Origin of the sequence: Brevundimonas olei, assembly GCF_037055245.1 — a bacterium.
Taxonomy (GTDB): Bacteria; Pseudomonadota; Alphaproteobacteria; order Caulobacterales; family Caulobacteraceae; genus Brevundimonas; species Brevundimonas olei.
The window spans coordinates 2,854,411-2,876,327 of record NZ_CP146369.1; the positions used below are offsets into that span (position 1 = coordinate 2,854,411).

19 protein-coding genes, 1 tRNA gene and 1 other RNA gene are annotated in these 21,917 nt (G+C 68.2%); 4 read left to right on the forward strand and 17 right to left on the reverse strand.

Features of this window, described 5'->3' with window-relative positions:
• The 16 genes from V8J38_RS13935 to V8J38_RS14010 form a co-directional block, all read right to left on the reverse strand.
• Complete coding sequence (locus tag V8J38_RS13935) at positions 1-1,131, reverse strand: mechanosensitive ion channel family protein (RefSeq protein ID WP_338576476.1); 1,131 nt, start codon at positions 1,129-1,131, stop codon at positions 1-3.
• Positions 1,132-1,303: 172 nt separating this feature from the next.
• Positions 1,304-2,389, reverse strand: coding sequence for an undecaprenyldiphospho-muramoylpentapeptide beta-N-acetylglucosaminyltransferase (murG, locus tag V8J38_RS13940; protein WP_338576478.1), 1,086 nt, complete (start codon positions 2,387-2,389; stop codon positions 1,304-1,306).
• A 13-nt stretch (positions 2,390-2,402) separates the two neighbouring features.
• Positions 2,403-3,584, reverse strand: a complete 1,182-nt coding sequence (gene ftsW / locus V8J38_RS13945) for a putative lipid II flippase FtsW (RefSeq protein WP_338576479.1) — start codon at positions 3,582-3,584, stop codon at positions 2,403-2,405.
• A complete protein-coding gene (gene murD, locus V8J38_RS13950) occupies positions 3,581-5,059 on the reverse strand; it encodes a UDP-N-acetylmuramoyl-L-alanine--D-glutamate ligase (RefSeq protein ID WP_338576481.1) in 1,479 nt (492 codons plus the stop codon). The genes ftsW and murD overlap by 4 nt, the downstream gene beginning before the upstream one ends.
• A gap of 4 nt (positions 5,060-5,063) precedes the next feature.
• Positions 5,064-6,173: a phospho-N-acetylmuramoyl-pentapeptide-transferase gene (gene mraY, locus V8J38_RS13955; RefSeq protein WP_338576483.1), complete on the reverse strand. Its 1,110-nt coding sequence runs from the start codon at positions 6,171-6,173 to the stop codon at positions 5,064-5,066.
• A complete protein-coding gene (locus V8J38_RS13960; protein ID WP_338576485.1) occupies positions 6,173-7,612 on the reverse strand; it encodes a UDP-N-acetylmuramoyl-tripeptide--D-alanyl-D-alanine ligase in 1,440 nt (479 codons plus the stop codon). Before V8J38_RS13960 ends, mraY begins: the two co-directional genes overlap by 1 nt.
• Positions 7,605-9,062 carry a UDP-N-acetylmuramoyl-L-alanyl-D-glutamate--2,6-diaminopimelate ligase gene (locus tag V8J38_RS13965; protein WP_338576487.1) on the reverse strand — a complete coding sequence of 486 codons (1,458 nt, stop codon included), beginning with the start codon at positions 9,060-9,062 and terminating at the stop codon, positions 7,605-7,607. The genes V8J38_RS13960 and V8J38_RS13965 overlap by 8 nt, the downstream gene beginning before the upstream one ends.
• Positions 9,059-10,837, reverse strand: a complete 1,779-nt coding sequence (locus tag V8J38_RS13970) for a peptidoglycan D,D-transpeptidase FtsI family protein (RefSeq protein WP_422388297.1) — start codon at positions 10,835-10,837, stop codon at positions 9,059-9,061. The genes V8J38_RS13965 and V8J38_RS13970 overlap by 4 nt, the downstream gene beginning before the upstream one ends.
• A complete protein-coding gene (ftsL, locus tag V8J38_RS13975; RefSeq protein ID WP_338576488.1) occupies positions 10,834-11,232 on the reverse strand; it encodes a cell division protein FtsL in 399 nt (132 codons plus the stop codon). The genes V8J38_RS13970 and ftsL overlap by 4 nt, the downstream gene beginning before the upstream one ends.
• Positions 11,229-12,191 carry a 16S rRNA (cytosine(1402)-N(4))-methyltransferase RsmH gene (gene rsmH, locus V8J38_RS13980; protein WP_338576490.1) on the reverse strand — a complete coding sequence of 321 codons (963 nt, stop codon included), beginning with the start codon at positions 12,189-12,191 and terminating at the stop codon, positions 11,229-11,231. Before rsmH ends, ftsL begins: the two co-directional genes overlap by 4 nt.
• Positions 12,188-12,664, reverse strand: a complete 477-nt coding sequence (locus tag V8J38_RS13985) for a division/cell wall cluster transcriptional repressor MraZ (RefSeq protein WP_046653154.1) — start codon at positions 12,662-12,664, stop codon at positions 12,188-12,190. The genes rsmH and V8J38_RS13985 overlap by 4 nt, the downstream gene beginning before the upstream one ends.
• A gap of 498 nt (positions 12,665-13,162) precedes the next feature.
• Positions 13,163-13,539, reverse strand: an RNA gene (rnpB, locus tag V8J38_RS13990) — RNase P RNA component class A.
• 32 nt (positions 13,540-13,571) lie between these two features.
• Positions 13,572-14,333, reverse strand: coding sequence for an N-acetylmuramoyl-L-alanine amidase (locus V8J38_RS13995; protein WP_338576495.1), 762 nt, complete (start codon positions 14,331-14,333; stop codon positions 13,572-13,574).
• A gap of 10 nt (positions 14,334-14,343) precedes the next feature.
• The gene (locus V8J38_RS14000; protein WP_338576496.1) at positions 14,344-14,667 is read right to left on the reverse strand and encodes a hypothetical protein; all 324 of its coding nucleotides are present in this window, start codon (positions 14,665-14,667) and stop codon (positions 14,344-14,346) included.
• 121 nt (positions 14,668-14,788) lie between these two features.
• Positions 14,789-16,588, reverse strand: coding sequence for a signal peptide peptidase SppA (gene sppA / locus V8J38_RS14005; protein WP_338576498.1), 1,800 nt, complete (start codon positions 16,586-16,588; stop codon positions 14,789-14,791).
• Positions 16,589-16,740: 152 nt separating this feature from the next.
• Positions 16,741-17,511: an SIMPL domain-containing protein gene (locus V8J38_RS14010; protein ID WP_338576500.1), complete on the reverse strand. Its 771-nt coding sequence runs from the start codon at positions 17,509-17,511 to the stop codon at positions 16,741-16,743.
• 189 nt (positions 17,512-17,700) lie between these two features.
• Here V8J38_RS14010 and V8J38_RS14015 point away from each other — a divergent pair.
• From V8J38_RS14015 to V8J38_RS14030, 4 genes are all read left to right on the forward strand, one after another.
• A tRNA-Ile gene (locus V8J38_RS14015) sits at positions 17,701-17,776 on the forward strand.
• Positions 17,777-17,860: 84 nt separating this feature from the next.
• Positions 17,861-18,970 (forward strand): DUF6538 domain-containing protein, encoded by a 1,110-nt coding sequence (locus tag V8J38_RS14020; RefSeq protein WP_338576502.1) that lies wholly within the window; start codon positions 17,861-17,863, stop codon positions 18,968-18,970.
• 3 nt (positions 18,971-18,973) lie between these two features.
• Complete coding sequence (locus V8J38_RS14025) at positions 18,974-19,462, forward strand: hypothetical protein (protein WP_338576504.1); 489 nt, start codon at positions 18,974-18,976, stop codon at positions 19,460-19,462.
• A gap of 500 nt (positions 19,463-19,962) precedes the next feature.
• Positions 19,963-20,508, forward strand: coding sequence for a hypothetical protein (locus V8J38_RS14030; RefSeq protein ID WP_338576505.1), 546 nt, complete (start codon positions 19,963-19,965; stop codon positions 20,506-20,508).
• A 155-nt stretch (positions 20,509-20,663) separates the two neighbouring features.
• Here V8J38_RS14030 and V8J38_RS14035 read toward each other — a convergent pair whose 3' ends face one another.
• Positions 20,664-21,761, reverse strand: coding sequence for a type IV toxin-antitoxin system AbiEi family antitoxin domain-containing protein (locus V8J38_RS14035; protein WP_338576506.1), 1,098 nt, complete (start codon positions 21,759-21,761; stop codon positions 20,664-20,666).
• Positions 21,762-21,917 lie beyond the last annotated feature (156 nt).

Sequence of the window (21,917 nt, forward strand, 5' to 3'; positions counted from 1 at the left end):
CTACTCGTCGTAGCCGGTCGGGCGCCGCGCCGGACGGCGGCGCTCGCGGTCGAAATCCATCCGGTCGCGCGGCAGGGCCTCGGGGCATTCGTCCCGCATGAAGGCCAGCATCTTCTCGCGCACCTCGGCCCTCAGGTCGAAGGCGACCGAGGCGTTGCGCGCGCTGGTCAGGCAGCGGACCTGGGCCGTCCGCTCGGTGACGTCCGTGACCTGCAAAGCCACCACGTCGCCGTCCCAGTGCGGCGAGGCGTGGGCGATCTGCTCCAGCTTGATCCGCAGCCGGTCTATGGGCGCCTCGTAATCCACATAGAGGAAGGACACGCCGATCAGGCGCGAATCCTCGCGGGTCCAGTTCTGGAACGGCTTCTGGATGAAGTAGGTCAGCGGCAGGACCATGCGCCGCCAGTCCCACAGCTTGACCACCACATAGGTCGAGGTGATCTCCTCGACCCGGCCCCATTCGCCCTCGACGATGACGGCGTCGTCCAGCCGGATCGGCTGGGAGGTGGCGATCTGGATGCCCGCGATCAGATTGGTCAGGAAGGGCTGCAGCGCCAGACCGGCGACGATGCCGACCACCCCGGCCGAGGCCAGCAGCGACAGGCCCCACTGCTTGACGCCGGGAATGGTCAACAGCGCCAGCCCCAGGGTGATCAGGCCGATCAGGATGGCGGCCACCCGCTGCAGGATGCGCGTCTGGGTGACGTGCTTGCGGGCGTAGAGGTTGTCCTCCGCCTCCATGTTGAACTTCTTGAGGTGAACCACCGCCCCCGCGTCCACCGCTCCCGCCAGCATCCAGCCGCACACCAGGATGAAGCCGAACAGCAGGGTGCGCCGGATGAACAGCGACGGCTCCGGGTCCAGCGGCGACACGGTCACGGCCAGGGCCAGGGCGACGATCATCACCGCGATCCGCACCTTCAGCCGGGCGCGCTTCAGCATCCCCTTCCAGAATTCGTCGCGGTTGCGCACCGCCAGTTTCAGCAAGGCGAACACCACCTGATTGGCCGCCCACCCGATGAAGACGAAGACCACGGTGATGATCGACACCACGGCCCATTCCGGCAGCCAGTGGAACTGGCGCCAGAGCGCAAAGACGGTGTTGGTCAGATCGACGACGAACTGGGGCATGGCTCGACCATAGCCCTTCTCCCCGCCGGGGGAGAAGGTGGCTCGCGCAGCGAGACGGATGAGGGGGACGCCAAATGACCCACACCCACATCAACCCGTCTGGATGACGGAAGCGTCCCCCTCATCCGAGCGGCTTCGCCGCCCACCTTCTCCCCCGGCGGGGAGAAGGGTCTTATCGGACCGCCGCCTCCACCAGATCGGCCAGCCTTTGCGCCGCATCCGGGATCGCCACCGAGCGCGCCGCCGCCGACATGGCCGCCAGCCCCGACGGATCGGACAGCATCTCCTCCAGGGCCGCCGTCAGGCTCTGGACGGTCAGATCGTCCTCGGCGATCACCTTCGCCGCGCCAGCCTCGGACAGGGCCCGCGCGTTCAGGGTCTGGTGGTCGTCCATGGCGATCCTCAGCGGGATCAGCACCGACGGCAGGGCCGCCACGGCCAGTTCCGAACAGGTCGAGGCCCCCGCCCGCCCGATCACCAGATGCGCCTTCGACAGCCGGTCGGCCATATCGCGGAAGAAGGGCGCGACCTCGGCCTCGATCCCGGCGTCCAGATAGATCTGGCGCGCGGCCTCCAGCATCTCCGGCCGCGACTGCTGCTGCACCTTCAGCCGGTTGCGGATGGCTTCGGGAAGGGCCGCCAGCGCGCGCGGGGCGGTCTCGGACAGGATGCGCGCGCCCTGACTGCCGCCCGTCACCAGCACATGGATCGGCCCATCCTCGACCGGCGCGACATAGGCCCGGTCGAACAGGGCGCGGATGTCCGGCCGCACCGGATTGCCCACGAGGCGCGCGCGGGCGCCGACCCTGGCCGGCGCCCGCCACAGCGTCGGAAAGGCCGCCGCCACCGTGCCGACGGTCGAGGCCAGCATCCGGTTGGTGCGGCCCAGGACGGCGTTCTGCTCATGGATCACCGTCGGCCGCCGCGTCGCCACCGCCGCGACCAGGGCGGGCGCCGACGGATAGCCGCCGAACCCGACCACCACGTCCGCCCCCAGCCTGTCGAAGGCGGCCTTGGCCTGCCCCACGCCTTTCAGGATGGCGACGCCCGCCTTCAGCAGGCCGATCGGACCGCGCCCGGTCGCCGCATCCAGCGCCAGACGCTCTTCGGCCGGAAAGGCATGGGCGTACTGCTCGCCGCGCTTGTCGGTGGCCAGCACCACGCGCCAGCCGCGCGCCGCCATCTCGCGGGCCAGCGCCTCTGCGGGGAACATATGGCCGCCGGTGCCCCCGGCGGCGACGACGCAGACCTTGGTCATGGGCGGTACTCTCTTACGGCAGCAGGCGGCGACGCGGGGCGACGTTCGACCCCAGTTCATAGGCGCCCGGACGACGCCGGGTCAGGGCCAGGGCGAACCCCATCGTCAGCCCCATGGCCATCATGGACGACCCGCCGTAGCTGATGAAGGGCAGCGTCATCCCCTTGGTCGGGATCAGGTTCAGGTTCACCGCGATGTTGATGCAGGCCTGCAGCCCGATTAGCATGAACAGCCCCGCCGCCGCCGTCTGTTCGAAGGAGTCGTTCAGCTTCATCGCCCGCCGCATCCCGCGAATGACGATGAAGGCGTAAAGCCCGATCATGATCAGCGACAGCACCAGGCCGAACTCCTCGGCCCCGACGGAATAGATGAAGTCGGTGTGCAGGTCGGGAACGTGGCGCTTCATCACCCCCTCGCCGATGCCGCGCCCGACCAGCCCCCCGGCGCGGATCGCCTCGGACGCGCGGTCGATCTGGTGGGTGTCGGTCGTCTCGGGCGACAGGAAGCGGCTCAGGCGGTCACGCATGTGGCTGAACATGAAATACAGCGACACCACCCCACCCGCGCCGACCGCCGCCAGCGCCGCCACCCATTTCAGCGGCACCCCGGCCATGAAGAAGACGGCCATGAAGGTCGTGGTGATCAGCAGGGTCTGGCCGATGTCCGGCTGGATCAGCAACAGGCCGACCGTCAGCGCCCACAGGCCGAAGGCGATGCTGACGCCGGGCACGCCCTCGCCCTTCTGGGCCTCGGCGAACATCCAGGCGGCGAAGACGATCAGGCCGGGCTTGGCGAACTCGGACGGCTGAAGGCTGAAAGGGCCCAGATTGATCCAGCGCGCTGCCCCCTTCACCGTATCGCCGATGAACGGCAGGGCCGCCATGACCACGATGGCGCACAGCAAGGCCAGCACCGCGATCCGCCGCACGCCGCGCGGCGACAGCAGCGACGCGCCCAGCATCACGCACAGCCCCATGGTCGAGAAGACCATCATCCGCCACGAATAGTGGAAGGGATCGCGGATCGATTCATCGGCCAGAATGGCCGCCGGGCTTGAGGCGAAACTCAGCGCCACGCCTAACGTCATCAGAGTCAGCGCCGCGCCCAGCAGGCCGCGATCCACCGTCCAGAACCAGCGCGCGATCAGGCTCTGGTCGTTGCGCGAGAAGGGATGGCTGTAGCTGTTATGGGTCATGCGGCGGGCTCCGGCCGTGCGCCCAGGCTCAGGACGGCGGCGCGGAACGCCTCGCCCCGGACCTCGAAATCAGGGAACTGATCAAAGCTGGCGCAGGCGGGCGACAGCAGGACGACCTGCTCGCCCCCAGCCGCAGCGGCGTCGGCGGCGGCGAGTTCGACGGCCCGCTCCATCGTATGGGCGACGACGTGCGGCGTGTCGGCCAGAGTGACGGCGAAGGCGTCCGCCGCCTCTCCGATCAGATAGGCCCTGGTCACGCGCGGGAAGAGGTCGCGCAAGGTTTCGACGCCGCCCTCCTTGGCCCTGCCGCCCGCGATCCAGAAAACGGCAGGGTAGGAGGCCAGCGCCTGCCGCGCGGCGTCGGCGTTGGTGGCCTTGGAGTCGTTGATGAAGCGCACCGCGCCGAGACGGCCCACAGCCTCCATCCGGTGCGACAGGCCGGGAAAGCTCAACAGCCCCTCGACCGCCGCCTCATGCGACACGCCCAGGGCCCGCGCGGTCGCATAGGCGAAGGCTGCGTTCTGTGCGTTGTGACGGCCGGGCAAGGACCGCGCGGCGGTCAAATCGGCCAGCACGGCGTCCTCAACGATCAAGGCGCCGGGCTCAGCCCCTATCCCGCTCATCCCCGCGGAGGCGGGGACCCAGTTCTTTGGCTGCAGCCCCCCGGTCGGCGTCGTGGAGGCGGCTCTTTCTGGGTCCACGCCTCCGCGGGGATGAGCGGATGTAGAGACGGTGCAAACACGCCGTCCCTGCGCCCGCAGGTCCGCCGCGGCCTTCCGCCCCCATTCCTCGTCCACGCCGACCAGCGCCAGCGCGCCCTCGCCGTGCGCCTGAAAAATCCGGCGCTTGGCGGCGACGTAGCCTTCCATCCCGCCGTGGCGGTCCAGATGGTCCGGCGACACATTGGTCAGGATCGCCACGTCGGGCGCGAAGCCCGTCGTCAGGTCCAGCTGATAGGACGACACCTCGATCACATAGACCGCATCCGCCGTCGGCTCGGGCAGGGCCAGCACGCCGATGCCGATGTTGCCGCCGATGTGGACGCTAAGGCCCGTCTGCTTCAGCACCCAGCCGATCAGGGCCGTGGTCGTGGACTTGCCGTTGGTGCCGGTGATGGCGACCACGCGCGGCCGCTGCCCCTGCGGCAGGGCGGCCAGCGCCCGCGCGAACAACTCCACATCGCCGATGACCGGCACGCCCGCCTCGTGGGCGCGCTCCACGCTCCAGTGCGGCTTGGGATGGGTCAGCGGTGCGCCCGGCGACAGCACAAGCGCGGCGAACCCGGACCAGTCAGCGCGGGTCAGATCCTCGACGACAAAGCCTTCAGCCTCAGCCTGCATCCGGCCCGAGACGCCGTCGTCCCACAGCACAGGGACCCCCCCGCCCGCCTGAAGCGCGCGCGCCGTCGTGATCCCCGACCGCCCCAGGCCGAAGACCGCAACGCGACGCCCCTCGAAGCCGGGAACGGGGATCATCGGCTCAACGCAGCTTCAGCGTGGCCAGGCCGGCCAGGGCCAGCATGGCGGCGACGATCCAGAAGCGGATCACCACGGTCGATTCCGGCCAGCCCATCTTCTCGAAATGGTGGTGGATGGGGGCCATCAGGAAGATGCGCTTGCCCGTCAGCTTGAAGTAGCCGACCTGGATCATGACCGAGGCCGCCTCGACCACGAACAGGCCGCCGACGATGCCCAGCACCAGCTCGTGCTTGGTCGCCACGGCCATCGAGCCGAGGGCGCCGCCCAGAGCCAGCGAGCCGGTGTCGCCCATGAAGATCTTGGCCGGCGGCGCGTTGTACCAGAGGAAGCCCATGCCCCCGCCGATGATGGCGGCGCAGAAGATGGCCAGTTCGCCCGCGCCGGGCACATGGTGGACCTGCAGATAGTCCGCGAACAGGAAGTTGCCGACCAGATAGCTGATGATGCCGAAGGCGCCCGCCGCCATCATCACCGGCACGATGGCCAGGCCGTCCAGCCCGTCGGTCAGGTTCACCGCGTTGGAGAAGCCGATGATGGTGAAGGCCGCAAAGGCCACATAGAACCAGCCGATGTTCAGCAGCACCGCCTTCAGGAAGGGGAAGGCGACCGAGGTCTCAAGCCCCGGCGAGGTCGGCGACTGGGTCATCCACAGCACGGTCAGCACGCCGGCGATCACGGCCACGACGGTCTGGGCCAGCAGCTTCTGCTTGGACGTCAGCCCGGCCGAGGTCTGCTTCGTCACCTTGGCGTAGTCGTCGATGAAGCCCAGCACGCCGAAGGCCGCCGTCACGCCCGAGACGATCCAGATATAGGGGTTGGTCAGATCGCCCCACAGCAGCACGGCCACGCCGATGCCCGCCAGGATCATCAGCCCGCCCATGGTCGGGGTGCCGACCTTGGACAGGTGGGACACCGGGCCGTCGTCGCGGATCGGCTGGCCCCGGCCCTGCTTGGCGCGGATCCAGTTGATGAAGCGGCTGCCCATCGCGACCGCCACGATCATGGCCGTGGCCATGGCCAGGGCCACGCGCACCGTCTGATACTGGATCAGGTGCAGCAGCGGATATTCCTGAGCGATGTCCGCGTAATAGAGATAGAGCAGGTAGAACATCAGGCAGGCTTCCCTTGGGCCTCGGCGGCGACGCGCGCCTCTTGTTCGGCCACGCCGAGATTTGCAAGCGCGGCCGCAACGAGCGACGCCTTCGATCCGTTCGAGCCCTTGACCATGACCACATCGCCCGGCTGGATCAGGGTCACGGCCTCAGCGGCCAGTTCGGCGGCGGTCTCGCGCCATTCTCCGCGCAGCGCAGGCGGCAGGGCCTCATGCAGCAGGCGCATCTGCGGCCCGGCCGTATGCACCAGGTCCAGCCCAGCGCCGACGATGGCCGGGGCCAGCCCCTCGTGCAGGGCGCGGCTGTGCTCGCCCAGCTCCAGCATGTCGGTCAGGACGACGACGCGGCGGCCGCCCTGCCCCACCGGCTTGGCGCCCAGACTGACGAAGCCCGCCTTCATCGACAGCGGATTGGCGTTGTAGCTCTCGTCGATCAGGGTGAAGGCGCCGCCGGGAACGAGGACCGTTCTCACCCGCCCGCGCCCGGCCAGCGGCTGGAACCCCGCCAAGGCCTGCAGCGCCGTGTCCAGCGACACGTCCAGCGCCTGCAGCATCAGGATGACGCACAGGCTGTTCAGCCCCCAGTGCACGCCCGATTGAGCGAGGCGATACTCGATGCGACGTCCGTCCAGCTCGGCCGTGACGGTCGCGCCCTCGCTATCGGCGACGAAGTCCAGCAGTCGCGCGTCACAACCCGCTTCATTGCCGAAGGTCCGCACCACGGCCCCGGCCTTCTCGGCCCCCTGACGCACGATGTCTGCATGGGCGTCCGCGGCGTTGACCACGGCGATCCCGCCCGGCGTCAGACCCTCGAAGATGGCGGCCTTCTCGCGCGCCACGCCCGCCTCGCCATCGGCGAAGGCTTCGATATGCACCGGTCCGACCGTGGTGACGCAGGCGGCGTGCGGACGCACGAACTGCGACAGCGGCCCGATCTCGCCCGGATGGTTCATGCCGATCTCGAACACGGCGCGGTCCGTGCCCTGCGGCATCCGCGCCAGCGTCAGCGGCACGCCGATATGGTTGTTGTAGCTCTTGATCGAGGCGTGGCTCGATCCCGCCAGATCAAGGCCCGCCTTGATGGCCTGGGTCACGCTGGTCTTGCCGACGCTGCCGGTGACGGCGCCGCGCAGGCGAGCGCGGTCGCGCGCGGCGACGCCCAGCGCCTCCAAGCCCTTCAGGGTGTCGGGAACCAGCACATAAGACCCGCCCTCGACCGGCCGGTCGACCAGGGCGACCGTCGCGCCCGCCGCGAAGGCGGCCTCGGCGAACTCATGCCCGTCGCGTGCGCCGTGCAGGGCCAGGAACAGGTCACCCGGCTGAACCTCGCGGCTGTTGTAGGTCAGGCCCGAAACGGAAGCGTCGGGTCCATGAAGCCGTCCTCCGGTCGCCGAGGCGATCGCTTCGGCGGTCCAGAGCGGCGTGTGTGCGTCAGGCATGGTCTTTCAGGGCTTCGGTCGCTTCGGCGGCGTCGTCGAAGGGATGCACGACCCCGCCGACGATCTGACCCTGTTCATGCCCTTTTCCGGCGATCACGACCACATCTCCTTCGCGCATCAGGGAGACGGCGTGGCGGATGGCCTCGCGGCGGTCGCCGATCTCCAGCGCGTCGGGGCAGCCTGCGCGCACCTGAGCGCGGATGGCGGCGGCGTCTTCGGAACGCGGATTGTCGTCGGTGACGATGGCCGTATCGGCCATACGCCCCGCGATCTCGCCCATCAGCGGACGCTTGGCCCGGTCGCGGTCGCCGCCCGCGCCGAAGACGACGATCAGGCGGCCCGTCGCGTGCGGACGCAGGGCGTTCAGCACCGTCTCCAGCCCGTCGGGGGTGTGAGCATAATCGACATAGACCTCGCCGCCGCGCGCGCCGCCGGGGATGCGTTGCAGACGGCCCTGCGCGCCCCGGATCATCTCCAGCGCCGGGATCACGCGGTCCGGGTCCTCGCCGCCCGCGATGCACAGACCAGCGGCCACCAGGGCGTTCGACGCCTGGAAGGCGCCCGCCAGCGGCAGCAGAATGTCATGCAACCGGCCGCGCGCGTCGAGGGTCAGGCGCTGGCCTTCCGGCGTCGCCCGGCGCGCCAGCAGGGTCAGGTCGCGGCCGCGCTCGCCCACGCCCATCACGCCCAGCCCCGCCATGATCGAAGCCGAGGCGAAGGCCGAATAGGCGTCGGAATCCGCGTTCAGAACCGCCGTGCGCCCGCGCGGCAGCAGGGCCTCGAACAGGCGCATCTTGGCGGCGCGGTAGTCCTCCATCGTGCCGTGATAGTCGAGATGGTCCTGCGTCAGATTGGTGAAGCCCGCCGCCTTGATCGCCACCCCGTCCAGACGCCGCTGGTCGATGCCGTGGGACGAGGCCTCCAGCGCCAGATGGGTGACTTCCTTGCGGGCCAGTTCGGCCAGCAGGCGCGCGGCCTCGGCGGCGTCGGGGCTGGTCAGGCCGGGGCCGGTCAGGGCGTAGGTCCTGTCGCCCTTCTGGCCGACGACGCCCAGGGTGCCCATGCTGGCCGACTTCAGGCCCATGCCGGCCCAGATCTGGCGGCAGAAGTTGGCGACCGAGGTCTTGCCGTTGGTGCCGGTCACCGCGACGCAGGTGCGCGGCTGGGCGCCGTAGAAGGCGCGCGCGGCGATGGCGTAGGCCCGATGCACGTCGCCCGATCCGACCAGAACCGGCGCTGCGCCTTCCGGCGTGTCGGACGGCGCCAGCACGGCGGCCGCGCCCTTGGCCAGGGCCTGCGGTATGAAGGCGCGGCCGTCGGCCTGCGTCCCCGGCAGGGCGACGAACAGGGCGCCGGGCACGACCTGACGGCTGTCGGCGGTGACGGCGGTGATCTCAGGGTCCGAGGCCACGTCCCGGCGCAGCAGTTCGGAAAGGCGCAACTGGCTCATCGGCCGTCGCCCTCCACGTCCTGGAACTCGGGGATCTTTTCGCCGAGCGCGGTGGACCAGCGGTCGGCCTTGCGCTCGACTCCCAGGAAGCCGGCGATGCGGTTGGCGATGCGGCCCACGGCGGGCGCGGCGACATAGCCGCCGGTGCGCGGATAGACGCCCGGCTCGTCCATCAGGACGAAGACGGTGTAACGCTTGGCGTCCACCGGCCCGTCGGCGGGGAAGACCCCGGCGAAGGAGCCGACGGCCACCGCCGGATTATAGCGGCCGTTGACCAGCTTGTTGGCCGAACCCGTCTTGCCGCCCATGCGCAGGCCCGGCGCATCGGCGAACCGGCCCGAACCGCGCGTGACGTTGCGGCGCATCAGGTCCAGCATGGTCGCCGACGTCTCGGCCGAGACGACCTGATGCGTCTGGGCGTTCGGACGGCCGCCCTTGCGCAGGGTCGGCGCCACATAGCGCCCGCCGTTGCTCAGCGCCCCATAGGCCGCCACATACTGGATCGGCGTGACCATGATGCCGTAGCCGAAGGACAGCGACGCCAGGGTGCTGTCGTCCCACTTGCGCACCTTGGGCGGGGCGGCCGATTCCTTCAGCTCGATCGGGGCGGCGTCCAGCAGGCCCAGACGGCGGAAATAGTCGCGCATCACATCACCGCCCATCTCGACCGCCAGTCGCGAGGTGCCGATGTTGGACGAGTGCAGATAGACCTCCTCCAGCGTCAGCACCTTGTTGGTGGCGTGGAAGTCGGTGATGCGACGCTTGCCGATCTGCAGCGCCTGAGAGGCGTCGAACAGGGTGTTCATGTCGGCCCGGCCGGTGTCTATCCCGGCGGCGACGGTGAAGCTCTTGAACACCGAGCCCATCTCGTAGTGGGCCGAGGTGACGCGGTTCAGCGTCGCCTCTTCCGGCGCGGCGTTGCGACGGTTGGCGTCATAGGTCGGCCACGACGCCATGGCCAGGATTTCGCCCGTCTGCACATCGGCGACCACGGCGACGGCGCCCTTGGCCTTGTGCTCCTCGGCGGCGATGGCCAGCTCGTTCTCGACCACGCCCTGGATGCGCAGGTCGATCGACAGGGGGAAGTCCTCGCCCGCGACGCCCGCCGCGCGGATTTCCTGGTTGAAGGCCAGCTCGGCGCCCGCCACGCCTTCGCCGCCCGTATCCGAACGGCCGATCAGATGCACGGCGGAGGTCCCCAGCGGATAGACGCGGCGGTCCTCCGGCTCGAACGTCACCCCGCCCAGCGCCAGCGCATGAACCGCCCGGCGCTCCGACGGCGTCAGACCCGTCAGCGCGATCAGGCGGCGCTCGCCGCTCATCACCCGGTCCAGACGCGCGGCGGAAATGCGCGGCAGGGCGCGGCGCAACTGCGCCTTGGCGGCCGGAATGTCCCAGACCTCGCGCGGGTCGATATAGAGGCCGTAGTGGGTGATGTTGGTCGCCAGCAGCCGGCCGTTGCGGTCCACCAGGTCGGCGCGCGTCAGGGCGCCGGGATGAAGGCCCGCCCCCGCCCCGCCGCGCGGCGTCAGCAGCGCCGCGTGCGCCGCGCCCAGCGCCAGGCAGGCGAAGACGGCGCAGAAGGCCGCCATGATCAGGAAGATGCGGACGCGGGTGTCTTCTTCCGGCCGCGCATCGGCGCGGGCGCGCTCGAACGAGTGCTCCAGGTTCCACACCAGGGAGGCGACCCACCGCCCCCAGGCCGAGACGGCGCCGCCGAAAGTCGCCTGCGGGCGGCCGCGATAGCCCATGCCGTGGTGGTCATGCACGCTCATTGCACGGCCTCCGCAGCGGCGGCGGGCGGCGCAGCAGGGGCCTTTTCAACCGGCTTCTCGACCGGCGGCGGGGCGATCTCGGTCAAGGCCGCCTCGCCCGCCTGCTTCTTCACATCGACCGGCCCCAGGCCGATCTCGCGCGACAGGGCCTCCAGCCGCGCGGGCTGCTCCAGCCGCGTGACCTCGGCGCGCAGCAGGCGGACCCGCTCGCGGTTTTCGCGGATGTCACGCTCGATACGGCTGATCTCGGCGCTTTCGCGCGCGGCGGCCGCCTTGGCGATGTAGACCGAGAAGACCAGCGCCAGCACGCAGGCCACGCCGATGATCTCGACGCAGCGCACGCCGCGCACCTTCCACTCGAACAGGCGTTTGACGGGGGCGGGCATGGCGATCATGCGGCCCTCCCCTTCATCGCGCCCCAGGCCGGGGCGTCGGTCCGAACCGCCGCGCGGATCTTGGCCGAGCGGGCGCGGGGGTTGACGGCCAGTTCGGCCTCGCCCGCCTCGCGCGCGCCCTTGAACAACAGGTCGAAGCTGGGCTTGCGCGTCTCGACCGCGACCGGCGCATGACGCGACCCGCCCGGCGCATTGCCGGTGCGCTCGATCAGGAAGGCCTTGACCATACGGTCTTCCAGGGAATGGAAGGTGACGACGACCAGCCGCCCGCCGGGCGCCAGCGTCGCCTCGGCCGCCTCCAGCCCGCGCTCCAGCTCGCCCAGCTCATCGTTGACGGCGATGCGCAGGGCCTGAAACACGCGGGTCGCCGGATGGATGGCGGCGCCGCGACGCCCGCCCAGAGCCTTCTCCACCACCTCGGCCAGATCCAGGGTGCGGGTGAAGGGCTGCTCGACCCGGCGACGCAGGATGGCCGTGGCGACCCGGCCCGACTGGCGCTCGTCGCCGTACAGCTTGAAGATATGGGCCAGCGGCCCGTGGTCCCAGGTGTTGACGATGTCGGCGGCGGTTTCGCCCTCATCCGACATCCGCATGTCCAGCGGCCCGTCGCGCATGAAGGAGAAGCCGCGTTCGGCCTGATCCAGCTGCATGGACGAGACGCCGATGTCGAAGACGGCGCCGTCCAGTTTCGCCTTGCCGCTTTCCTCGAACGCCTCGGCCAGACCGGAAAACGGCGTGCGGATCAGCTGGAAATGCTCTGGAAAGTCACGCGCCACGGCGTCCGCGAACGGCTGCACCGTCGGGTCGCGATCCAGCGCCACCACATCCGCGCCGCGCTCCAGAATGGCGCGCGTATAGCCGCCCGCGCCGAAGGTGGCGTCGATGACCACGTCGCCCGCCTTGGGCGCCAGCGCCTCGATCACCTCGGCCAGCAGAACGGGCGCGTGCGGAGAGGTCATGCCGCCCCTCCCGTCTTCGCCGCCATCGCCTGACGGCGCATCTCGCCGAACTGCTTCAGGCCCTCGCGCGCCATGCGGCGCTGCTCGGCGCGATGCGCGGCCCACTTGTCCTTGTTCCAGATCTGGAACCGCTCGCCGACGCCGTAGATGACGACCGTATCCGACAGGTCGACCTCGGCGCACAGATGCTCCGGCAGGGTGATGCGCCCGCCCGAGTCATAGGCCAGCGGCTTCTGCTCGCCGAAGATCGAGGCCTCCAGCGCCGAGCGATAGGGATCGCCGAACGGCAGGCTTTCGATCACCGCGCGATACTCGGCGAACAGCTTGTCGCCGCCCGCTTCCAGACAGTCCGCTTCGATGGAGGGGAAGCAGAAGACGCCGTGCTCGGCGCCGTTCTCGGCCGTGCGGAATTCCTGAGGGATCAGGAGACGGCGCTTGCCGTCCAGCTGCTTCTCGTAGGTCGAGAGAAACACGCCCTGCCCTATCGAACCCTGCGGCCCGTCCCTGAAATCCGATGAAAAAGCCCACGCGTCGGGCCTTGGCCCTCACTCATGAGCCATTGGGATAGCATGGGACAGAATGGGTCTCAATGGGATTAGTTGACGCCCTTTAACCTAATTTGCGGTTCCGATGACGTCGTCACGACTGTAAAATCGGAACATACACAGAACAAAATGAGTATTCACAGCCTGTGGACGGGTTGTAAGGCCTTGATTTAAACGGAATGGTTAATGAGCATCCCTCTCCCGATGGGAGAGGGCTTGAGCGCACGAGAGCGTCAGCGATCGTTCTGGCGCGAAAGGGTGAGGGTTCGGGGCATAAGTCGGCCGAAGGCCGTCGCACACCGGCGAGACGACGGCTTACGCCGACTGACAGGACAAACCCCTCACCCTTTCGCTTGGCGGATCGCCTTCGGCTCTCCGAAGCTCAAGCCCTCTCCCGCCGGGAGAGGGTCAGTTGTCCCTGAAATAAACACCAGACGGCCTGTAAGCCGGGTTCTGTTCCGCCCGAAAGCGGCGACGATCATTCCTCTGGGCCGCCCATTGCTGGACGGCTCTCGCGACCTACCCGGACATCTGGGGCGGTGAACCCTGCGGGGCGAGCCCCGCGCGATGTCCCTATTTGGTCTTGCTCCAGGCGGGGCTTGCCATGCCGTCGACGTTGCCGCCGACGCGGTGGGCTCTTACCCCACCCTTTCACCCTTGCCCCGGCGGACCGGGGCGGTTTGCTTTCTGTGGCGCTGTCCCTCGGGTCGCCCCGGGCGGGCGTTACCCGCCGCCTTTTCACCGTGGAGCCCGGACTTTCCTCGACGGGAGCAAGCCCCCGCCGCGACCGCCCGGCCGTCTGGCGAGCGCTAGATGCGCGCGATAGGGCGCCGCGTCAATCCAGAACGCCCGTGACGCTCTCGACCGAAGCCAGTTGGAGCAGGCCGACCAGACGCGCCCGCGTCTCGCCGTCGGCCACGCCGTCGACCCGATCCGGCCGCCAGTGGCGCTGGAAGGCCTCGACCGTCAGGCGGGTCTCCTCGTCATAGGCGCCGCCCGGCTGCAGCCCATAGCCCAGCCGGTGCAGACCCGAGCGCAGGACAATGACGCCCAGTCCCTCGTCGCCCGGCGACAGAGGCGCGCCCAGGGCGCCGACGCGCTCCGGCGCCGGTTCGAACCACAGGCCGTGCCCGGCCTCGGCCAGCCGCTTCCACGGGAAGAGTTCGCCAGGATCCTGCTTGCGCTCGGGCGCCAGGTCGGAATGGGCGATGATGCGGGCGTCGGGAATGGACCAGCGGGTGCGGATGTCCGCCGCCAGGGCGATCACCGCCCGGACCTGGGCCTCGGGAAAGGGGCGGTAGCCGAACTCATGGCCCGGATTGACGATCTCGATGCCGATGGAGGCGGCGTTGACGTCGGTCTCGCCCTGCCAGGCGCCGCGCCCGGCGTGCCAGGCCCGGCGCTCTTCGGCCACCAGGCGCAGGATGGCGCCGTCCTCGTCGACGACATAGTGGGCCGAAACCTTGGCTTCCGGATCCCGCAGGCGCTCGATCGCCGCCTCGGCGGTCTCCATGCCGGTGTAGTGCAGCACCAGAATGTCCGGCGGGCCGCGCCGGGCGTCGAAATTCGGGGACGGCGCGTCGGTGAAGGCGATCATGAGGGCCCTGTCAGCGCCCTTCCTTTTCCCAGCCGTAGGCCACCCAGGTATCGCCGACCTTCCTGGCGTCGATGACCCCGTCGTCGCGACGGCGGCGCGCGGTCATGGCGCGGCGGGCGCGCAGGGCGAAACCGGCGAAGAAGACCAGCACGCCCCCGACCACGGCGATCATGGCTACGGCGGCGGCGGTGAAGACGGCCAGCAAGGCGCCGACCGTCACAGCCAGGGCGGTGGCGATCAGACCGGCGACCCAGACGAAGGGCGCCAGCAGGCCGGAACCGGGCCGACGGCGCGCATTGAAACCCAGCTGGCCCATCGGGTCGGAGTTGATCATGAACTCAAAGCCTCTCTCAGCGTCCTGATGAACGCCTGAGGCGTAATGTCGGTCCATCGACCTGAACGGTCAATGCACTGCGACATCACGCGCCAGTCACATTTGCTGATCCAGCCGCGCCTCAGAAGGCCGGCTGGTCCGCCAGGACGACGGAACCGCGGCTGCGCATCCGGTCGGTCTCAACGCGGTTCAGCATGGCCTGGGCGGCGGGATCGCCCATGACCTGGCCGACCTTGACCATGGCCTCGGCGGCCTGGCCCGAAGCGCCGAAGGCCGTCGCCAGGGCCTCCCACGGCGACTGCGGCTGCGGGAAGCGCTTGAAGCGGACGGTCTCGGACGAAGGAATCTTGGCCAGTTGGCGCGCCTTGGCCACGGCCTCTTCCAGACCGCCGAGCTGATCGACCAGACCCAGGCCGTGGGCCTGGGCGCCGGTCCAGACGCGACCCTTGGCGATCTCGCGCACGCGCTCGACCGGCAGCTTGCGGCCCTTGGCCACGCGGGCGACGAACTCTTCGTAGATGCGGTCCATCGAGGCGGCGAAGGCGGCGCGCTGGCCCTGATCGAAGCCCTGCACCGGCGAGAAGGCGTCGGCGTAGTCGCCGCCGACCGACAGGCCGCGCATATCGACGCCGAAACGGCCCAGCGCATCGGCCAGCACGAACTTGCCGCCGAACACGCCGATCGAGCCGGTCAGGGTCGAGGGCTGGGCCACGATCCAGTCGGCTTCCGAACTGATCCAGTAACCGCCGGACGCCGCATAGGCGCCCATGGACACCACCACCGGCTTGCCCGCCGCCTTGGCCGCGCGCACGGCGGCCAGAACCTGCTCCGACGCTTCCGGGGAACCGCCCGGCGAAGAGACGCGGAAGACGATGGCCTTCACGTCCTTGTCCTCGATCGCCTGATAGATGGCCTTGGCCGTGTCGTCCGAGCGGATCATGGTCCCGCCACCGAAGGGCGAGTCATTGGCGCCGCGGCCGGTCATGATGGCGCCCTCGCCGCCGACGATGGCGATGGCCGACTTGGCCGAACCCGAGCCCGAGGTCGTGCGCGTCCCCTTCAGCGAGGCGTATTCGCTGAACTTGACGATCTTGGCGTTCTTGCCCGCCTTGGTCTTGGCGGCGACTTCGGCTTCCTCGACCTGACCGATCTTGTCGACCAGTTTCAGCGACAGGGCCTGATCGGCCGAATAGGGGCCGGCCTCGATGACGGCCTTCAGGGCCTCGGGCGTGGTCTTGCGGTCGCGGGCGATGTTGGCGACGGCGCTGTCGTAGATGGAACCCATCCAGGCCAGCATGGCTTCACGGTGCGGGGCGGTGAAATCGCTCTGCGTATATTCGTTGACGGCGTTCTTGTATTCGTAGCGCTGTTCGAAGTCGGCCTTGACGCCGTACTTCTGGAAGGCGCGGCCTAGGAAAACGCTGTCCGCCGACAGGCCCACGGCCTGGAAGTTCGCCGTGTTCTGCAGCCACAGCTGATCGGCGCTGGAGGCGACCATATAGCTGGACATCACCGCGCCCACGGGCATGAAGCCCTGGCTGTGGGCGATGACCGTCTTGCCCGAGGCGCGGAAGCGGGCGATCGCCTGACGCACCTCGTCGGCCGAGGCGGGCGTCATGCCGGCTTCGGGCGCACGCAGCAGCAACACCTTGACGTTGTCGTCGGCGGTCGCCTGAGCCAGCACGTCCACGACCTGAACCACCGACAGGCTGGGGCCGCTGAACGCCGCAAAGGGATTGACCGGCGTCTGATCCGTCAGGCCGCTGCGCAGGTCCAGCTCCAGCACCGTATGGGCGGGCGTGGTCGGCTTGGAGGCCCCGGCCGCCATGGCGAAGAAGATCAGCGCCACCACGGGCAGGACGACGAAGAAGGCCACAAGCCCGGCGAAGACGCCCAGCATGGTGAGGAAGAACTGCTTCATGGGAAGGCGGGCGTCCAGGATCGCGGCCAGAGGCGGCCAAGCGTGAGGATAGAGGCCGCGCCCCGCGCGTCAAATGAACGGACGGTAATAAACTCACGAAAAAGGACCCGCCGTTTCCGGCGGGCCCTTCTCGTTTCATCGCCGGATCGCGATCAGCGGCCGATGTCGTAGGTTCCGCTGATATCGATGCGGACCGTCAGCTCGCCGGCCGAGACCGGGGTCGAGGCGCCGCCCGCATCCATGGCGGCGCGAGCATACATAGCCTGCGGCCGCACCTCAGGCGCATAACCGCCGCCCTCAGTCAGCGAACGCACCGGCCCCAGGTCGACGCCCAGGGCCTGGGCGTACAGACGCGCCTTGTCCTGCAGGGCGCGCACGGCCAGCACGCGGGCCTGGTCCTCGGCCGCCTTCGGGTCCTTCAAGCCAAAGGCGATGCCGTCGATCTGATTGACGCCGGCCGTGACCACGGCGTCGGCGGTCGTTCCGACCTTGCTCAGATCCTGGATCGTCACCGTAACCCGGTTCGAGGCCTGATAGCCGCGCAGCTTGGGCGGCTCGTTCTGCTGATAGTCGTACTGGGCCGACAGGTTCAGACCCGAGGTCTGGATGTCGCGCTCGGCGATCCCGGCGCGACGCAGGGCGGCGACGACGCGGGTCATCTGCTGGGCGTTCTGGGCCATGGCTTCCTGGGCCGTCGGGGCCTCGGTCACCACGCCGAAGTTGATGGTGGCCTGATCCGGCGCGACCTTGACCTCGCCGTAGGCCGACAGGTTCAGGGCGGGTTGTTGAGCCATGGCGTGCACCTGCATCGGGGAAGAGCCGCCGGGCTGGGATTGAGCGCCAGAAGCGGCGGATGCGACGGCCGGCGCCGCCAGGGTCATCAGGGCCGTGCCCAGCATCAGGGCGCGTGCGGTGCGGGTCATTACGAGGTCTCCGTCGAATTCATTCGGGCGGACGTGTTCGCCAGCCACGGCCCAACTTGACCGTTTCAAGCTGAACGAACGCAAAAGACCCCTGTGCAGGTTCCGTTCATCGGCGTGAAAAGCGCGACAGGTCCAAGGCGGCTTTGCAGCCGCCGCGCCGCCTGCTAGGCACGCCTTCGTGTGCTTCGGGGGCCCGTAGCTCAATGGTTAGAGCCGACCGCTCATAACGGTCTGGTTGGGGGTTCGAGTCCCTCCGGGCCTACCAACCCTCCCCAGAACCCCCGCATCACTTGACTTCTCAGTCCTGGCGGGCCTTTCGTGACCGAAAACGGGGTAACAACGGGGTAACATGGCCCGCCAAATCGACCATCAACTAGCCCTTGGCGAAGGCTTGTCGCGTCGGACGCCGGGAGGTCGAATTACACTGACCGTCAGGGTGCCCCACGACCTAGTGGAACAGCCCCGACCGAGCGGCGGCAAGTTCAACAGCCATATCAAGGTGTCGATGGGCACGACCGATCCGGCGCAGGCACGTCATGACCGCTCGCGCGCCATTGCGACGCTGGCGGCTGAATTCGCCAAGGCGCGAGGCGAGATCGGGCGGCTGGATGCAGAAGAGGTGTGGCAGGCGCTTGACGCTTGGCGCCGTTTGCGAGTCGAGGCGATGGCGGCCGCTGAGAATCCCGCCGCCCTGATGGCTGACGGCTTGGTTGATGAGGCGTTCGCGGCAGCAAACGGACTTTTCGACAGGCGCCCCGACCTGTCACAAACCGACTTCGCCGCCAGCCCCGTAAACGTAATGGCACTGATTGCGCGGCTGGAGCGAGCGCGAGACGAACCTGAAGGCTGGCGCAACGTGCGCGGGTTTGACGACAAGATGGACAAGGCGGCTGGGATCGGCGGGCTGAACAACGCCGTGCCGGACCACCACCGCCCACATCTCCGACAACGCTTTGCAGCCGCCTGGGTCGAGGTGCTGACCCATGTAGAAATCGCGCGGCGGCGGGCTGCCGTCGTCCTGGCGATTCAGTCCGTCCAACATATCGGCCCGGCGGCTGTCATGGTGCCCTCCTTGCCCACGCCATACCGCCCACGCGCCGATGACATCACCATCGGCGAGTTGATCGACCTTTACCGCGCCGAAGTGACGAAGGCGCGCGGGCCGGAAGTGGTGGGGCGGAAATATAACCACCTGTTCGCCGGGCTGCTGGAAGTGCTGGGAGCCGAAACCTGGGTTCGGGCGATCACCTGGAAGCAGGTCGCCGATCTCCGCGACCTTCTGTTACGCCTCCCCCCGAACCCAAAGAAGAAGTTCGGCCCCAAAATCACCCTGACCGAAGCGGCAGACCGCGCGGAGGAGCATGACCGCCTCGAAGAGGACGAAGAGGACTTCATGGAGCGCGTCGCACCAGCGACGGTTTCCAGCTACCTCTCAAGGCTATCGGCCATGATGAAATGAGCCATGGATAAGGGCTATGCCGACACAAACCCGGCGGCCGGGATGGGCGCTGGTGCCGCTCCAAAAATCGAACGACAGCCGTTCGCCCGCGCCGAACGCGCGAAGGTTTTTGCGTCGCTCGCTCATTACCGTGAGGCCGGGTCCTGGCGGTGGTGGGTGCCGGTCATTGCGGCGTTCACAGGTGCCCGAGCATCAGAAATCGTTCAGCTTAATCGAGAGGACTTGAGGGATTTCGAGGGGACGCCCTATCTCGCCATTACCGCTTTCCGCGCTAGTGGACGGCGATCAAAATCGAAGAAAGAGAAAACGGCGTCCAGCCGCCGCAACATCGCCCTTCACCCCGATCTGATCGCAGCGGGGCTTTTGGACTTCATTGAGAACGCCGCCCCCGGCCCCCTTTTCCCCGACGTTCCTCGCCACCCCGACCGGGCCGTCTCCCATGCGGTTTCCAAGTGGTTCGCGGACCAACGGATTGAAAAGAGGGCTGCATGATCCGTCTGCTGCAAGTTGCCCTTGCCATCGCCGTGATCGCTCTCTTGTTTTGACCTGGGGCACCCAGGGTGAGGGTGCGGGAATTAATTCGGTGCCGGGGACCCTTGGGCGGGGGTCCCTTTTCCAATTTTGGCCCGGCGCCAAGGGGGGCCGGATCGAATTGAGGCAGCGGACTCCGGCTCAATGAAGTGCTCGCCACCCGCCTCCCTGGCGATGATCGCGCACCCTGCAAGACCGTCTCTTTTAGAAATGGATGAAGACGGCGCCATAAGGTCGACAGTGGAATGGAGTCCGCTAAGCCGCCATTTCCAAGGACAGGGAAATCTTGCTGATTTCGCGGGTCAGGATCGGTACGGCGTGGGCACCGCCGTAACGCTCACCTGCATCCCCGGCGACATGGCCCAGCAAGGCGCGGCGTCCGATTCCGATACAGGGCCTTAAGCATTGCGAGGGCGCCCAAAGCGGCCCATGCCTTACTTGTCGAAAATGGCGAGGCTCGGATGGGCGAGGCAAAGCGGCGAGAAGCCGGGTTACGTGAGCAGCTTCTAAAAAAGGTCGATCAGTGGGTTTTCCCAGCTAGTCAGTGGGAAGCTGATACAGTCGCGGAATTGAAGGTTCTGCCAGTTGTGACGGCTCAGAGAGCCAGCGCTCAGGAAATCGCTTACATGCGTATGCCGGTGTCCGAGTGCCATGCGAACTGTCGCTGGTATGAAGCGAATGACCCCACAGGCACATTTAAGGCGGTGGTCGGGTGGCTTGTCGATCCAGATGGCAACTATGTCCTGCATTCCGTCATCTCGGACGGCCAGGGCGGGTATGGGTGCATCACCCCCGCAACCGCTGACAACCGGCCGTTCTTTGAATTTGTTCCCGACCCCAAGATCAGTTGGCAGGATGGCAAGGACGGGTATCGCCGCGCGATCAGGGGCGGACAGGTGATCGGTGCTGGCGTGCGCAGTGATCCAGACAAGACCATCGCAGAGGCGCTCGAAGTGAAGCGGAAGCTACTGGCGGGCATCCATCCGATGAAGGCCATAGAGCGCTGAGTTCTGGCTAGCTTGCGGAGCGACGCGCCGTTGAATCCCCCGCCGGTCAAGTCGGCGGGTGCCAAGGCGGTTCCGGCCCACCGCCCTTCTCTCTACCCGGGTCAAAACCGTGAGACAAAAAACGGTAATTGGCGGAACAATTACCGGATTCTGTCTCACGGTTTGAGGCTCCAACCGGGCGAGCCCCGCGACAGGGCGGCCGCATCGGCTCCAAGGCACGCGCCCACGGCGGCCCAAGTCGCCGACGACAAAGCCACCCCAGCCCACGCCGAACCGATCTCGCCACCTTCCTCTAGGTCGATCCACGCGGACGCCAACGTCGCCTCCAGCCCCAGGCGGATCGAACCACCGGCGATCAGGACCGACGAGCGACCCCGCTCCATGTCGGCGACGAACATGCGCCCAACCGCTTCCAGCAGCGAGTCCACGTCCAGGTTTGAGGCGTCTCGGGCGCCCTGAATCCCCTGGCCGATGGCGCGCCGCCGGGCGTTGATTTCACCGAGGCCCGCTCGCCACGGCCGCCCGGCTCGCAGGTTCTCCAACGCCATGTCAACTTCGATCCGCCACCCCGGCGACACCAGGGTGAGGCGTTCTCCGACCGGCAACGTCCACCACCGGCGGCTGTCGTGCATCGTCGGCAGCGGCTCGTATCGCCCCGCCTCCAGCACCCGATGCAGGATGCGGCGCCCGGCATCGTCCAGACCCAACGTGATACAGATTTCCTCCGGCCGCGCCACGCCGCCATTGTCGAGCATGAACCGTTCGACGGCCCCGATCATCCCCAGACCCGGCCCGACGCCACCACCGCCCGCCCGCATCAATCCGTGACAAATTTTCACCACGACACCCGACCGGCGCAAAGCCTCCAGGGCGCGACGCAGGCGGCGTTCATTGGTGCCGCCCCGACCGTAGTCATCCCCGAGGCGGTCGGCGATGTCGGCGAAGGTGAAGCAGCCGGATTGGCGCCCCACCTCTTCCATCACACGGGCCTTAAGAGCGGTCGGCGTCATCGCCTTGCTCCAGCTTGCCCAGGTGCACCAGACGCCAGCCATCGCTCCCAGGCGCCGATCATCACCGAATCCCGTGACGAATCCGGCGCCGTCTGCATAGTCAAACGCCCTCGCTTCGGTGGTGTCAGCCTCCTTCCAAACCTTCCACCACTCCGACACGAACGCCTTGACCTGGGCGCCTTCGCGGTCGGCGCTAGGCGCGCGGGGATTGGTCAGGAAGCCCTCAATTCCGGCGGTTTCCAAGATGCCGCCGATTACGCCAGACCACGACTCGAACGAAGCCAGCTTGGCCTTGCCGGACTTGGCGCCCTTGACCCACCATGCGCGGTCAGCGTCAGAATGGCGCCAATGATGCGGCTACGGTTCTCTCCAAGCCAACCCTTGAAGTCGTCATGTCGA